The organism is Rhodococcus sp. 05-2254-5 (assembly GCF_002258575.1).
In the GTDB taxonomy this organism is placed as follows: domain Bacteria; phylum Actinomycetota; class Actinomycetes; order Mycobacteriales; family Mycobacteriaceae; genus Rhodococcoides; species Rhodococcoides fascians.
Genome location: NZ_NOZG01000034.1, coordinates 48,277 through 63,085, shown reverse-complemented (window position 1 = coordinate 63,085; position 14,809 = coordinate 48,277). Strand labels below are relative to the sequence as shown.

The window sequence follows — 14,809 nt, the reverse complement described above, 5'->3', positions numbered from 1 at the left end:
TGCACCGAACGTGCGGTCAGGCGGAGGGGACAGCCCGGAGTGGCACGGGCACAGTATCGGCGAGGAAGGTCAGCTGATCTCCGATCACCGAGGAGAACAGCGGCTCCACGTACGGGTCGAAATGACCGCCTACGTAGGTTCGAACCGTCGCACCGCGAACTTTCGCCGCGGCGCGTTGTGCGACGGACGCCGGGGTCACTGTGTCTTCGGACGCAATCTGCACCAAAGTGGGGCAGTCGATACGCGACATCGTTCTTCCGGGGGAGTAGCGCCAGATCTTCAGAAGGATTCGTGCAGCGACGGTTTCGGGGTAGTCGCCGTCGGACAGTCCGGACTCGAGGACGAGACGGTCACGCCCCTTCATCGCGTCGGGCGAGACCATCACGGCTCGTTGGCCGGGTAGTCCGACGCTGTCGACGTAGCGCGGCGATCGGCCGAGGACAGCGCGCACAGCGTCGGACATGGCGGCCGGTGCCAGCCGCACAGCCTGTCGCAATCCGGTTGCGCGAACGGCAGCAATGCCGTCGATGTGGGGTACCTGGGCGATGACGGCTGCGAATCGAATACCGTTGCCCGCCAACGTCAGTACGTGGCCACCGGCGAACGACGTCCCCCAGCCGACGACCCGATTGTTGTCGACTCCGTCCAATGAGCGAGCAAAGTCGACTGCGTTTCGCCAGTCGGTGAGCTGTTCGTTCACGTCCAACAACTGGCGCGGTTCGCCCTCGCTGTCCCCGAAGAACCGGTAGTCGAAGACGCACACCACGTAACCGGCCGCGACGAAACGCTCCGCGTAGGCGTATAAGCGCATGGCTCGGGGACTGCCGAACCCGTGGGCCATGACAATCACCGGCAGACGGTCGGAGGCCGGGCTGCTCGGCCGGAAAACCGTAGCAGCGCAACGAACTCCGTTCGAGTGGAATGACGTCTCGGTACGGGTGAAACCGGTGTGGTCGTCGGTGATCATGCGATTGTTCCTCTGTTCAGCAAAGACTGTATGGATCGAAACTCGTTACTTGAAGGGATTGAGTGTCCGACCGAGGTAGTACCCGATACGTGTCGGAATCGGTTTGGCTGCAACAGCAGTCGCTTTGTTGACCAACCCGGGCACGCACACCGGAGTGCCGTTCTCGACCGCGCGCCATCCCTCGCGGACGACGTCCTCGGGGTTCTGCCAGAGGATCGAGGGGAGCTTGGACGTGGCCGCCTCCCTGGTCCCCATGACGTCGTGGAACTCGCTGTGCGTGAAGCCCGGGCAGAGCGCGGTGACGTGAATGCCGTGGGGACGCAGCTCCATGTCGAGTGACTGCGACATGTCGAGTACGTAGGACTTGATGCCGGTGTACAGCAGACTGGCTGCGGGCGGAAGCAGGGCCGCCAGCGACGAGAGGTTGACGATGCGTCCGTATCCTCGCTCTTTCATGCCAGGAACAGTGAGGTGAGCAAGTTCGGTCACCGCCGTGATCATCACCTGGATCTCCGCGGCCAGCGACTCGAATGGAGCGTCGGCGAACTTCGAATTCCCCGACATTCCAGCATTGTTGACGAGTATGTCGATGTCGACACCCAGGGCTCGCGTGCGCTCCATGATCGCGCGGGGAGCGTCGCGATCGGCCAGGTCGGCGGCCACCACGTCGCACCGCACGCTGTGGCGCGTGGTGAGCTCGTTTGCCAGTGCAGTCAACCGATCCTCGCGACGGGCTACCAGAACGAGGTTGTGTCCCTCGGCGGCGAGGTGACGGGCGAAGGCCGCGCCGATGCCTGCGGATGCGCCGGTGATCAGGGCTGTGCGTCCGGTGTTCGACATCTGCCACGTCTCCATCTCTTGAACGGTCATCAAGAACGGTAGCAGTGTCTTGAATGACATTCAAGATAAACTCCGGGACATGCCCAAGAATCGCGGACTGCACGACAGAGAGAGCAAGCGCGACGACATCGTCGCCGCTGCCCGCGAGATGTTCGTATCCGACGGTTTCGAGCGCGCATCGATCAGCCGTCTGGCGAAAGCTGTCGGGATCACCCCGAACACCGTGTACTGGTACTTCGACGACAAGGACGACATCCTGGTCGCAGTGCTGACCGCTATCGCGGCCGAGGACGCGGCAGATTATGCGACCGTCGCGGATCGATCCCTGGCCGACCGTTTGGTCTGGCTCGTGGAGCAACTGCAGAGGGTGGGCCCTCTGGTATCGACGGTGCACGACCGAGTTGCCAAGTCGGCAGCAATCGAACACTGGCACAACGGTTTCCACCACTTCGCGGAATCGTTGTTCGCTTCCGATATCGAGAAGGCTGGACTGTCCGGGTCCGAAGCCGATGCGATGCTGCGCATCGGGACGTTCGTCGTGGAGGGATTGCTGACGCACGCCCCGGCTCCGGAGGTCGTCCGTTCGGTGATCGATCGATTGGTCGCGACCATACCGCCTGTTTCGCGTACCAGCTCTACCGAATGACTCTGGTGCGTTGCGGATCTCGTGGTCAGTCGGTCAGCAGCCCGATCTCGGCAACAGTCAGGTCGGTCCGCGGGTCCCGCCACACGGCCGTTCCGTCGCGCACCACCGGCAGGAGCAGTCGCTTCTCCTGGATCGGCCACTGGATGAACGGGTAATAGCCTGCGAGTTCGCCCTGCACCGAGTCGGCAACGACGACCGTGGCCTCGGCGAGCGTTTGATCGATATGCAACGCGCCGAACGAGAAGCCCCGGAACTGCTCGAGGGCGGGCGTCCGGTGATGCAGGACGGGTTCGAGCCCGACATGGCAGTGCCCGGTCTCCATCAGTGCGATCGTCCATTCCGACCGCTCGATGTGCTGTTCGCTGCCGTGCTTGCGGCAGTACAGATCACGCCCCACGGCACCGCACGCGTCGACGATCCGAGTGGGTGCGCCGTGACCGGAGTCCGGGACGAACGGAAGACGCCACTCCTCGACGCATTCGAAAGCCTGCCATTCCATCGCTTCAGGCTGGCATACGAGCGCGCTGGGGCGGTACCGAATTATGTTCGGCCACCCCGCACGAACATGCTGTCGTCCATAGCTTCGTCGACGGCGAGGATCGTCACGTCGATGTCGCAGTCATCGGTCGGACCGTCCGTGGTCGGACCGACGTAGACACAGATTCCGGTCTGTACGTCGAGTCTCACGGATACCGGCGGCCCGGGAACCCAGTGCCCGGTATCGAAGTCGTAGTACCCGCTCAGTAATGCGCAGCATTCGCATCGGGCGTCGTACTCCGGAGTGGTGCAGACGATGGCCTCCCACGCTTGCCGCCCGCCGTGCTCGACTACCTCGACCTCGGATACGTCGGTGCCTGTCGCGGCGGACGAATGGTCGTGCGGTGAACGAGTGAGTTCGATCGGGTTGAGCATCGCGATCCACTGGTAGTTCTCGTAGAACGGATCGTCCCAGTCCACGAACCACGAATCCGTTTCCGATGGTAACGCCGACACCAACCCATCGGCGTCGAACACCGGTGTCGTATCCGATGCCCACAGTGCACTGGGACGGTCGGCATCGGCTCCGTTCGAGTACACAGCTGCCCTCTCGTCGAATGGGATTGTCACGGAGGATACTTCGACGACTTCACCAGCGGCGTTCTCCACGCGAAGGTATCCCGGGCGTCGAATCCATGCGTGCACCGGAGCTGTGTGACCGGCGCGCACGAATGCGAGCTCGACAGTTCTCCAACGCCACGGAGACGACTGTGCCAATCGACGGAACTGCTCGACGGACGGGGTGATGATCATGTCTTCGATCATGTCAGCCACGTCCAGTCATTTCTGGTAGCAGCCGGGAGAATCCAGCCGCTGACGTTCGTCGATCAGACCGTCAACAAGGATTTCACTGCGAGCAGGTCCACCTGACGGATGGTCGGCGGCTCGGCCAGAAGCTCCTGCTGGCGTTCGCGGAGGGACTTCACAATGCTGCCGTGCAGGTGGTCCTGGCGTCCGTCCTCGTCGGGGAACGTGTCGTAGATCGCGAACGTGTTCTCGCTCAACTTGATTGCATACCAGGTTGTGGTGCCCGGCTCGTCGAGTGCGTGGGCGTGCATCTCGGTGAGCCAGTTTTCCAGGGCGTCTGCCGTGTCGGGTTTGGCGGTGAGGGTGACCAGGAGTCCGACATTGCGGGGTGCGACACGAATGGTCGTCGGCGGGGCCGGACGGGGACCCGTCGTCGCGGCGGGCCGAAAGGCCGCGCCGGGATGGTCGTCGCGCAGACGGGGCTGCCCCAGCACCAGTTCACGCAGGGAGGTGGGTTCGGTGCGGTTGGTGTCGGGAATCAATCCACGGCGACGGAGTTCGGGGGTGATCAATTCTCCGAAGTCGCGAAACGTTTCGAAGTTGGTGACGCGAGCGATGTTGAAGCCATCGACATCGGCGATCTCGATCCACTCCTCGAAGTGATCGACGATCGTCTTCGGTGAGCCCACGATGCTCGCGCTCATGCCGCCCACGCACAGCCACTCCGCCAGTTTGCGTGGTGTCCATACCAATTCGCTGTCGACCCGAGTGAGCATGTCGCTGAACGCACGGATGCCGTCGCCTCGGAACTGGTCCAACGGCTTGTCGGGGTCGGCTCCCGAGAGATCGACTCCGGTCCATCCGCCCCACAATGCCAGAGCGGCGTCGACCTGGGCGTGCTTCTGAACCTGCAGCAGCTTTTCGTGCGCGGCCTCGTCGGTCGCGGCGACGATGGGAGTGAGCATCATGATGATCTTCAGGCTTCGCGGATCGCGTCCCTGCTCGGCGGCCAACATGCGGTACTGGTCGACGATGGGGCGAACGTCGTGGGGGTTGACTCCGACGAGGAAGACCGCTTCGGCGTGCTTGGCGGCGAACTTGCGCCCCCGGGCCGACGCCCCGGCCTGGAACAGGAACGGCGTGCGTTGCGGGGACGGTTCGCCCAGATGCGCACCGGGAACGGTGAAGTACTTACCGGCATGGTCGATGTCGTGCACCTTGGACGGCTCGGTGTAGACGCCACGAGCGCGGTCGCGCACCACCGCGTCCTCTTCCCACGAGCCCTCCCACAGCTTGTAGCAGACCTCCATGAACTCGTCGGCGATCTCGTACCGCTCGTCGTGCGAGATCTGCTGCGTCAGGCCGAGATTGACTGCTGCGCTCTGCTGGTAGGACGTCACGACGTTCCACGCCACCCGGCCTTTGGTGAGGTGATCGAGTGTCGTCATGGTCTTGGCGAACTTGTACGGCAGTTCGTAGGTGGACGAGACCGTCGCACCGTAACTCAGCGTCTTCGTCGCCGCGGCCATGGCCGAGATCGTCAACAGCGGATCGGCTACGGGTGCCTGCGCAGCTGTACGCAGTGCGGCGTCTCGGTTGCCGCCGTACACGTCGTAGAACCCCAGGACGTCGGCCAGGAAGAGGATGTCGAAACCCGCCGCTTCCAGCGTCTGGGCCAATTCCACCCAGTACTCGATGTCGGTGTAGCGGTGAGTCTGGTCATCGGCGTCGGTCCACATGCCGGGGTTCTGGTGCACCACGCACGCCATGTCGAAAGCGCTCAGTACCAGCTGCTTGCGTGCGGTGTCGGGCCCTGCGTTCATGTTCGGCTCTTTCGATCAGCGGGTCGGAGTACTGGGGTGAACCTGCTGCTCATCGCAGGTCGGTCGACATCAGACCTTGGAGGCGAGCACGTCGAACGACTGCACCGACGGCGCGTGCGCGAGCAGGTCGTCGGACAGTCGGGTGAGCACCCGATGGCCGTCCTGGCCGAGGGGCACCTTGCTTTCGGACGAACCGAAGATTCCGAACTCGGTGTTGGTGATTCGATACGCGTACCACGTCGCGGTCTGCGGATCCCGCGCCACCGATCCGAGTGCTTCGCCCAGGATCGCGGCGACCTCGTCCTGCTTTCCCTCTCGTGCGACCAGGTGGATCAGAGTTCCGTTGTTGAGCGCCATGCGGTGCGACTGTCCTCACTGTTGGGCAGACCGACGTCTACCACGGCTCGAGCATCGTTACCGAAGCTAACCCGTCCGAGTCCGTGCAGCGACGGTTCGAATCACCCTGATTCGAAGCCTGGCCAGCGGTCGCCGAGCGTGCGAAAGCGGCGACTCGAGTCGGCCGATGTCGCGGTGGGGCTCCTCTTGGCCTGTCGAGCGCGGTTCCTGACACGTCTGTGCAGAGCGAGTGCGAGGTCGACCGCCTGCCAGTACAGAATTCCGACCATGATCGACAGAACGAATGCCAGCACGGGGTGGTCGTCGCGGAGTGGCAGGTAGACCTGAAAGTGGGTCAGGTAGATGTAGAGCGAGGCGCTCGCCAACACTCCTGCCACCCGGCTCAACATCATGGGGAATGGAATCGACGACAGCCATACCAACATGCACAGGCCGGCAGTGACGATGACTTCTCGTTGGGTGTCACCGAAGAAGAATCCGGGCACCGTGCCAACGATGGCCGCCGTCACCCACAGCTGCTGCCGGACAGTGTCCGCTTGCGCCGCAGCCCAACCCAAGGCGAACAACCAGAAGACCACCGACGCGGTCAGAATGCGGTTGGGGCTGTCGTCGATGTCGATCAGGCCGTAGCGGGCGACGAGTCCCAGGCCCACGAGTCCCATCGGGAACCAGAACGGGTGACAGCGTTCGAGACGATCGACGAACGGCACGAAAAGCAGAGCAGCTACGGCGAGAACGATGTACACGATCGCTTCGACGAACCAGTACCGCCATTCCGCAGACCACCCGTCCGGGCCGAGGATTCCGTTGAGTAGAAATGCACTGGTGATTCGATAGTCCCCGGTGAGGGCGATGACAGATCCGATCCACAGCATGCTGGGAACGGCTATTCGGGCGACGCTCCTCAGTACACGCCGCAACCGCTCGTTGCGGTCGGCTGCGCCGAGGTGAAAGCGGGCGAAGTTGTAGCCGGCAATTCCGAGTAGTACGTGCGCTCCGCCGAGTACCGCGAACAGGTGAATGTGTGAGCCTACGATCAGAACGATCGCCAGGGCGCGCAGCAGAACGTTCGTCTCCACTCGGCGCCAACCGCGGCGCATGCGCGGGCCGCGATCCAACTCTCGCACCGGTGTGGTGTGCCAATTCTCGGGGAGATGGCCCAGCATGGCCTCGAGTCGCAGGGACATACGGACGTACGACAGGGAGTCGCCGCCCGAACTCACGAACGTACTGTCGTCGTCCACCTGCGCGCAGTGCAGGATCTCGGCGAACAGCGCCTTCACGTCGGCGGTGGTCGAGACGGCGTACGACGGGTCGAGCCCGTGCCGGTCCGCGATGTCCGCGACCGCTCGCAGATCGGGTTTGCCGGTGGGCGTTCTCGGCAGTTCGTCGACGAGGCAGACTCGGACCGCGGCAACGGGGAGGCTGCTGGTCCGAGCGGCCGTGCGGCGGACCTCGTCGACGTTTCCGCCCTCCACGACGACGACCAGCTCGTCGACACCACCGGTGCAGCACGCCGTCAGCCCGTGCTGTGCGAGTGCGGACTCGACGTGCTGCAGGTCGATACGCAGACCGAACACCTTCGCGAATCGACTTCGTCGCCCCACCACCTCGTAGAACCCGTCGTCCGTGAGCCGCGCGAGGTCGCCGGTGTGTAGTTCGCCCGCGAGGGTGTCACCGAGGCGAAGGTCGTCGGGACCCTCTGCGTAGCCGAGCATGACATTCGGCCCGGAGTAGACGAGTTCGCCTGTCCCACTCGGGGAGTCGTCGACTGTCTCCAGGCGGAAGGAACCTCCGGGAATCGGACGGCCGATTGTGTGCGGGTGGGCGGCGGCGAGATCGGATGGCAGATAGGCCATTCGGGCGGTTGCCTCGGTCTGCCCGTACATGACGAACAGATCCCATCCCCGACGTCGACCCAGCTCGGCATATTTCCGGACGCGATCCGGCGGCATCTTGCCACCGGCCTGCGTGATGTAGCGCAGCTCGGGCAGATCCAGCCCTTCGAACCCCATCCGGTCGAGTAGATCGAAGGTGTACGGCACGCCGGCGAACGTTGTTCCGCGCTGAGTCCGCACGAGGTTCCAGAAGTTGGGATCGGTGACGGAAGAATCGGTCAGAATCAAGGCGGCACCGCGTAGAAGGTGGCTGTGCACGACCGATAACCCGTAGCAGTAGTGCATGGGCAGCGTCGTCACCGCTCGGTCGGTGGCGCGGATGCCGAGATACTCCGCGATCGACTCGGCGTTGGACTGCACGTTTCGGTGCGAGAGTCGGACGAGCTTGGGCGAACCGGTCGAGCCGGACGTGCTGAGCAGCAACGCGAGGTCGGGGTGCAGGTGATGCCCAGGTTGTCGGTCATCCTTCTCGATGACGCTGTGGCCGTCGACGGTGCGAACCACCACATCGGGCCGGTAGGCGTCGATCAGGCCGTCGAAGTGGCCGGAACTGTCGCCCGGAGCCAGCAGTACCGGATGCCCGGCCCGCAGCGCCGCCAGATACGTGACGATCACGTCGACGTCGTTGGAACCGGCGATCAGCACGAGACAACGCGTCGTCCCGAGTTCCGATACCCGACGCTCGACACGTTCGTCGAGGTCACGGTAGGTAAGCGTCTCGTGTGCCGCGATCAGGGCAGCTTCGTCACCGAAGCGGCCGAGGTCGCGCGCGAAGCGCACACCGGGGCGGTCGAGGTACGTCATCTCGCTGAGCACCGACGGAGTCTATATAAGGAATGCCGAACCTAACTAGAGGTCCTGTAGTGTTTACATCGCTCGGCATTGTCATGGTCGCTCCACGGGGGGCGAGGCGGCAGATCGTGGCCTAATCTCGAGGCGATGCGAATAGCGGTGGTGGAGGACGACGACGGCGTCGGCGACGCGTTGGTGGATGCGCTGACCGAGGTGGGGCACGACCCTGTCCGGATGCGCCGCGGTGCCGACCTGCTGCTCGGGTACCACGGCATGGGTGTCGTTCTCCTCGATCTCGGCTTACCCGACATGGACGGCCTCGAGGCGCTTCGTAAGCTGCGGACCTTGAGTTCGGTGCCCGTGGTGGTGCTGACCGCGCGGGACGACGAGCGGTCGGTGGTCCGAGCTCTGCGCGCGGGCGCGGACGACTACGTCGTCAAGCCCGCTCGATTGGGGGAGTTGCACGCGAGGCTGGAAGTGGCGGCGCGGCGTCGGAGCGCAACGAGTGATGCGGCGGTGGATCGGCTCGAGTTGGGCGACGTGGTCGTCGATCTCGTCGGGCGCAGTGTCGAAGTCGACGGGCGAGACATCGGGCTGACCACCAAAGAGTTCGACCTGCTTGCGCACCTGGCGACCCGAAGTGGTGAAGCGGTGAGCCGCGAACAGCTGATGGATGCGATCTGGGGCGATGCGTACGTGGCGATCTCGCGATCGCTCGACGTGCACATGACGACGTTGCGTGCCAAGCTCGGCCGACCCGGGACCATCGCCACGATCCGCGGCTTCGGCTACCGCTGGGACGGCTGACGTGCGGCGCCGGGTTCTCGTGGTGCTGATGGTCTACTCGGCCGTCGTCGTTCTCGCGCTGTCGGTTCCGCTGGGATTGTTGCTGGGGCGCGAACGCGCCCAACGATTCGGTGAGAATCGAGCTGCCGCTGCAACGTACTTCGCGGAACTGAGCTCCCGGGAGGACGAGTCGGGTGATTCACGAATCCGAGAGTCGGTGCAGCGCTACAACGATCTGTACGGCGAGGGGATCGTGGTGGTCGACCGCACCGGAGCGGTCCGTGCTGCATCGGGTCTGGATACGACGCGCACGGACGTTCAACAGGCGGTGGCCGGTGCCCTGCGCAATCAACGCGGTGGCCTTCCGTCGAGTGTGACGCCGTGGTCGCCGTCGTCGGTACTGGTGGCAGCACCGATCGGTGGGGGAACGCAGGTCGACGGTGCCGTGGTGATCGCAGCCTCCACCGACGCGGCCCGCCGGGATGTGGCGATCGGGTGGGCGGTGATCGCTGTCGGTGCGCTGCTGATCTTGGCCACGGTGGCGCTGATCGCTGCTGCGTTGTCGCGCTGGGTCGTTCGTCCACTGACGTCGTTGTCGATGCGAGTCCAATCGTTCGGCGACGCCTTTCACGATCGCCGGCCTCTCGACGACTCGCCACGTCTCGAGTCGGACGCACACGTCGGTCCGCCCGAGGTTCGAGCGCTCTCGCGTGCGTTCGACGCGATGGCAGACGATGTGGAGAACGCGACCGCTGCGCAGCGTCGTCTCGTGGCCGACACCGCCCATGCATTGCGTAACCCGTTGGCGGCATTACGAATTCGACTGGACGTGTTGGGAATTCGGGTGCCCGAATCGGTCGCCGAAGCGCACCAGCGAACGACACTGGAGGTCGATCGGCTCGACTCCGTTGTCGAGGATCTTCTCGTTCTCGCTGCTGCCGAGACGCCGGTCCTGCATCGCGAGACCGCGTGCGACGTACTGTTCGTGCTCACCGACAGAGTCCGATTCTGGTCGAGCGCACTGACAGTGGCCGGGCTGACCGTCCATGTCGCGGATCCCGACCCGGGAGCCGATCACACTGCTGCGGTACCGGAGGAAGACCTGGTGCGCATGCTCGACGCGATCCTGAGCAACGCGACCAAGTACGCCGGTTCGGGAGCGGAGGTCGATATCGACTGCCGAGCCGGCGACGATCACGTCGTGGTGTCGATCACCGACACCGGCCCGGGTGTATCCGCTGCCGAATTGCCGATGATCGCGGACCGGTTCTTTCGGGCATCGAGTGCTCACGGGGCCGGAACGGGGCTCGGCCTGGCAATAGTCGCGGCCCTGATCGAACGAGTGGGAGGACGCCTCGAGGTCGACGCTCATCGACCGTCCGGTTTGATCGTCCGAATGCTGCTCCCGCGTCACGGCTCGAGCGGGTCCCTGTCCTAAGGGAGTGTTAGGAAACGCGAAACAGCTTGGTTCTCGCTGTGCTGGGGGTCACAGTAGAAGGACTTCGGTTGCCGTCACGCGTTCGGCGACCACCCGCAAGCTATCTGTGGAAGGACCTGCCCATGGCCAACGAGGCCACTTCGACCGCTGGTTCGTCTCGTGCGAACCCGCCGGTCTCGTCTCCCGCAGCCACCCGCCGCGCCGTGTACAACACACTGCGTGGGTCGTCGGGCAACCTCGTCGAGTGGTACGACGTGTACGTCTACACCGTCTTCGCGACGTATTTCGAGAATCAGTTCTTCGACTCGGCGGACAAGAATTCGACCATCTACGTTTACGGGATCTTCGCGGTCACGTTCCTGATGCGTCCGGTCGGTTCGTGGTTCTTCGGACGATACGCAGACCGGAACGGTCGCCGAGCCGCACTGACATTCAGCGTCTCGCTGATGGCGGCCTGCTCGATGGTCATCGCGTTCACCCCCGGCCGGGAGAGCATCGGTGTGTGGGCCGCGGTCATTCTGATTCTGTGCCGTCTGGTGCAGGGCTTCGCCACCGGTGGTGAGTACGGAGCGTCGGCGACATACATGTCCGAGGCCGCCACTCGTGAGCGTCGCGGATTCTTCTCCTCGTTCCAGTACGTCACGCTGATCGGTGGCCACGTTCTGGCGCAGGTCACGTTGCTGCTGATGCAGGTCTTCTTCGAGCGGGAGCAGATCGAGGACTTCGGTTGGCGCATAGCGTTCTTCATCGGTGGCGTCGCCGCAGTGGTTGTCTTCTGGCTGCGCCGCAGCATGGACGAGTCCCTGACGAAGGATCAGCTCGAGGCAGTTCGTAGCGGTGCTGACCAGGCGTCCGGATCTCTCAAGGAATTGGTCGGAAAGCACTGGCGCGCTCTGCTGATCTGTTTCATGGTGACCGCCGGTGGCACCATCGCGTTCTACACCTACAGCGTCAATGCACCCTCGATGATCAAGGCAGCGTACGAGGATCGCGGAATGACCGGGACCTGGATCAACCTGTTCGGGCTGATCTTCCTGATGTTGCTGCAGCCCATCGGCGGCTTGATCAGCGACAAGGTGGGACGCAAGCCTCTGCTGGTCTTCTTCGGCGTCGGCGGCGTGCTCTACACCTACGTGCTCATCACGTACCTGCCGTCGGCTACGTCGGTGGTGCAGTCCTTGGCGCTGGTCTGCGTCGGCTACGTCATCCTCACCGGTTACACCTCGATCAACGCGATCGTCAAAGCCGAATTGTTCCCCTCGCACATCCGCGCATTGGGAGTCGGCCTCGGTTACGCGCTGGCGAACTCCGCGTTCGGCGGTACCGCTCCGTTGATCTACCAGGCCGCGAAGAACGGTGGGCACGTCGGGTGGTTCATTCTGTACGTGACCGTCGTCATCGGCATCTCGCTCCTGGTGTACATCTTCGTGCTGCGGAACAAGACCGAGACCGTCCTCGACAGGGAGCAGGGCAAGGCCTTCGCGTGACCTGTGACGACTTACAGTGAGTGACATGCTCCGGCCCGCTGCGTTGTTCTCCCGAAGAACAGCTCTGCGGGCCGGTGTCGTGTCGCTGACCGCGGTGGCCATGGGAGCCTGTGCCACGGACCCGCCGATGCAACTGCGCCTGGCGGCGGGCGAGGTGGGCGGCTTCTTCTGGGAGTTCTCCGGCTTGCTGTCCGACGCGGCTGCCGGACTGTCGGAGGTCGAGGTAGTGCCGCTCACGACATCCGGTTCTCTCGACAACCTCGACGCGTTGATCTCCGGTCGTGCCGAACTGGCGATGACGCTGATCGACGCCGCATACAGCCACCCGAGTACCGACCTGGCCGCGGTCGGATGTGTCTACGAGAACTACTTTCAGGTCGCTGTGCGGGCGGACTCGACCATCCTCGCAGCGAGCGATCTACGGGGACGACGAGTGAGTACCGGCGCGCCCGGATCGGGGGCAACGGTTCTCTCGCATCGGATCCTCGACGCGGCCGGCGTCTCGGGACCGGATGCAGTTCGTGAAGTTCAATTGTCGATGAAGGCGGCTGCGACCGCGTTGTCCGACAACGAGATCGACGCGGTGATGTGGGCGGGTGGATTGCCGACCCCGGCTTTCGCCGACCCGAGTAGCGAGATCCGCTTGCTCGAATTGGGCAGTCTCGTTCCGAACCTGCGTCGGGCGTTCGGCACCGCGTACGAGGCGGTCCCGGTTCCGGCGAACGTGTACGGCTCGCACCCGGAGGTGACGACCGTCGGAATTCCGAATCTGCTGTTGGCCCACCCCGATGTGCCGAACCGAGTTGTCGCAGCCCTAGTGAGCGTTCTGCTCGACCGATCGTCGGCCCTGGTCCCCGGGCAAGCGATCGGCAGCCAATTTCTCGACGCACGCTCACTGGTCATGACGGGCGGTATTCCTCTGCACCCCGGGGCCGAAGAGGAATACCGCGCTCGCCACGGTTAGACGGCGGGCACTACCAGCTCACAACCTCGCTGCGAGTCGGTGGTAGGCCGCATTCCATCGGAGAGTCTGCTGGAACCCACGCGTCGTGGTGCCGGAATCGATAGCGAGCAGCTCGACACCGATCATGTCCGAGAATGCCTCCAGCACAGGCAGACCGATGGCGGTGCTCAACACCGTGTGGTGGGGTGCGCCTGCAGTCAACCACGATTCGGCCGACACCGACAGCGAGGGCTGCGGTTCCCACACTGCGCATGCCACGGGTAGTTTCGGCAGCGCCTCGTCGGGCTCGACCACGTCGATCACGTTGGCCGTCAATCGGAATCGCTCACCGACGTCGGACAGTCCGACGACGACGCCATGCCCCGGATCGGCGGTGAATCGCAGCCGCACCGGATCCTCGCGGCCGCCGATCGAGAGTGGATGAATTTCCAGTGTGGGGCGAGACGTCGTGATGGACGGGCACACCTCCAGCATGTGTGCACCGAGGATCTTCTCCTCACCGGGGACGAGGTGGTAGGTGTAGTCCTCCATGAAGGACGTACCGCCCTCCAGTCCCTCGGCCATCACCTTCATGCCGCGCAACAACATCGACGTCTTCCAGTCGCCCTCGCCGCCGAAGCCGTAACCGTCGGCCATCAGTCGCTGCACCGCCAATCCCGGCAACTGACGCAGGCCGCCGAGGTCCTCGAAATTGGTGGTGAACGCCTTGAACCCGCCGTCGGTGAGGAACTGCCGCATTCCCGCTTCGACGCGTGCGCCGTAGCGGAGGGAGTCGTGACGATCCCCGTCCTTGTCGAGGCTCGGTGCGATGTCGTAGAGCGACCGATACTCGTCGACGAGTTCCGAGACGGCCGACTCGCTGACGCTGTCGACCACGTCCACGAGATCGTTGACGCCGTAGGTGTTCACGGAGACGCCGAACCGCAGCTGCGCCTCCACCTTGTCGCCCTCGGTGACCGCGACGTCGCGCATGTTGTCGCCGAAGCGGGCCAGTTTCAGCGAACGCAATTCGGCCCGGCCGAGTGCCGCGCGCGCCCACTGCTCCGCCCGCGTCCGTACCGACGGATTGTCGACGTGGCCCGCGATGGTGGTGCGCAGTACGCCGACCCTGGACTCGATGTGCCCGAACTCGCGATCACCGTGCGCAGCCTGGTTCAGATTCATGAACTCCATGTCGATCGTGGACCAGGGCAACGACATTCCGGCCTGCGTGTGCAGGTGCAGCAGTGGAACATCGAGCGCGTCCAAGCCTGCGATCCACATCTTGGCCGGCGAGAAAGTGTGCATCCAGGTGACGACGCCGATGCAGTCCTCGGCGGCGTTGGCCTCGCGCATGCACCGCAGGATCGCGGACGCGTCGAGCAGCACCGGCTTCCAGACGACGGATACCGGTAGTGCGCCGTCGAGTTTGTCTGCGATCTCCCGTGACTGGACTGCTACCTGCTCGAGCGTCTCGGGACCGTAGAGGCCTTGGCTGCCGGTGAGAAACCATACTTCGGACATGGAGAATGTACCTTCCGTGGAAAA

At 64.1% G+C, this 14,809-nt stretch carries 12 protein-coding genes and 1 pseudogene; 5 read left to right on the top strand and 8 right to left on the bottom strand.

The window, feature by feature from the left end; genetic code table 11:
• Nucleotides 1-16: 16 nt before the first annotated feature.
• Nucleotides 17-967, bottom strand: coding sequence for an alpha/beta hydrolase (locus CH278_RS26660; protein ID WP_032408132.1), 951 nt, complete (start codon nt 965-967; stop codon nt 17-19).
• A 45-nt stretch (nt 968-1,012) separates the two neighbouring features.
• Nucleotides 1,013-1,807, bottom strand: coding sequence for an SDR family NAD(P)-dependent oxidoreductase (locus CH278_RS26655; RefSeq protein WP_032408208.1), 795 nt, complete (start codon nt 1,805-1,807; stop codon nt 1,013-1,015).
• 79 nt (nt 1,808-1,886) lie between these two features.
• Between CH278_RS26655 and CH278_RS26650 the strand changes: the two genes are divergently transcribed.
• Nucleotides 1,887-2,453, top strand: coding sequence for a TetR/AcrR family transcriptional regulator (locus tag CH278_RS26650; protein ID WP_032372992.1), 567 nt, complete (start codon nt 1,887-1,889; stop codon nt 2,451-2,453).
• 25 nt (nt 2,454-2,478) lie between these two features.
• On the opposite strand, the gene CH278_RS26645 is transcribed toward CH278_RS26650, so the two are convergent.
• From CH278_RS26645 to CH278_RS26625, 5 genes and pseudogenes are all read right to left on the bottom strand, one after another.
• Nucleotides 2,479-2,952 carry a hypothetical protein gene (locus CH278_RS26645; protein ID WP_032408131.1) on the bottom strand — a complete coding sequence of 158 codons (474 nt, stop codon included), beginning with the start codon at nt 2,950-2,952 and terminating at the stop codon, nt 2,479-2,481.
• 41 nt (nt 2,953-2,993) lie between these two features.
• Complete coding sequence (locus CH278_RS26640; RefSeq protein WP_237606486.1) at nt 2,994-3,755, bottom strand: hypothetical protein; 762 nt, start codon at nt 3,753-3,755, stop codon at nt 2,994-2,996.
• A 407-nt stretch (nt 3,756-4,162) separates the two neighbouring features.
• Nucleotides 4,163-5,560: pseudogene (locus CH278_RS26635) on the bottom strand (LLM class flavin-dependent oxidoreductase); the annotation flags it as partial.
• Nucleotides 5,561-5,629: 69 nt separating this feature from the next.
• Nucleotides 5,630-5,917, bottom strand: coding sequence for a hypothetical protein (locus CH278_RS26630; protein ID WP_032408129.1), 288 nt, complete (start codon nt 5,915-5,917; stop codon nt 5,630-5,632).
• A 101-nt stretch (nt 5,918-6,018) separates the two neighbouring features.
• Entirely contained in the window at nt 6,019-8,619 is a 2,601-nt protein-coding gene (locus CH278_RS26625) for an AMP-binding protein (RefSeq protein WP_081701697.1), read from the bottom strand.
• Between the two features lie 135 nt (nt 8,620-8,754).
• On the opposite strand from CH278_RS26625, the gene CH278_RS26620 reads away from it, so the two are divergent.
• The 4 genes from CH278_RS26620 to CH278_RS26605 all read left to right on the top strand — a co-directional run bounded on the left by CH278_RS26620 (nt 8,755) and on the right by CH278_RS26605 (nt 13,282).
• Nucleotides 8,755-9,414, top strand: a complete 660-nt coding sequence (locus tag CH278_RS26620) for a response regulator transcription factor (protein ID WP_027496156.1) — start codon at nt 8,755-8,757, stop codon at nt 9,412-9,414.
• A 1-nt stretch (nt 9,415) separates the two neighbouring features.
• Nucleotides 9,416-10,831 carry a sensor histidine kinase gene (locus tag CH278_RS26615; protein WP_256991910.1) on the top strand — a complete coding sequence of 472 codons (1,416 nt, stop codon included), beginning with the start codon at nt 9,416-9,418 and terminating at the stop codon, nt 10,829-10,831.
• A gap of 122 nt (nt 10,832-10,953) precedes the next feature.
• Entirely contained in the window at nt 10,954-12,318 is a 1,365-nt protein-coding gene (locus tag CH278_RS26610) for an MFS transporter (protein ID WP_032372988.1), read from the top strand.
• Nucleotides 12,319-12,343: 25 nt separating this feature from the next.
• Complete coding sequence (locus CH278_RS26605; protein ID WP_052068625.1) at nt 12,344-13,282, top strand: TAXI family TRAP transporter solute-binding subunit; 939 nt, start codon at nt 12,344-12,346, stop codon at nt 13,280-13,282.
• A gap of 18 nt (nt 13,283-13,300) precedes the next feature.
• On the opposite strand, the gene araA is transcribed toward CH278_RS26605, so the two are convergent.
• Complete coding sequence (gene araA / locus CH278_RS26600) at nt 13,301-14,785, bottom strand: L-arabinose isomerase (RefSeq protein ID WP_032368850.1); 1,485 nt, start codon at nt 14,783-14,785, stop codon at nt 13,301-13,303.
• Between the last annotated feature and the right edge of the window lie 24 nt (nt 14,786-14,809).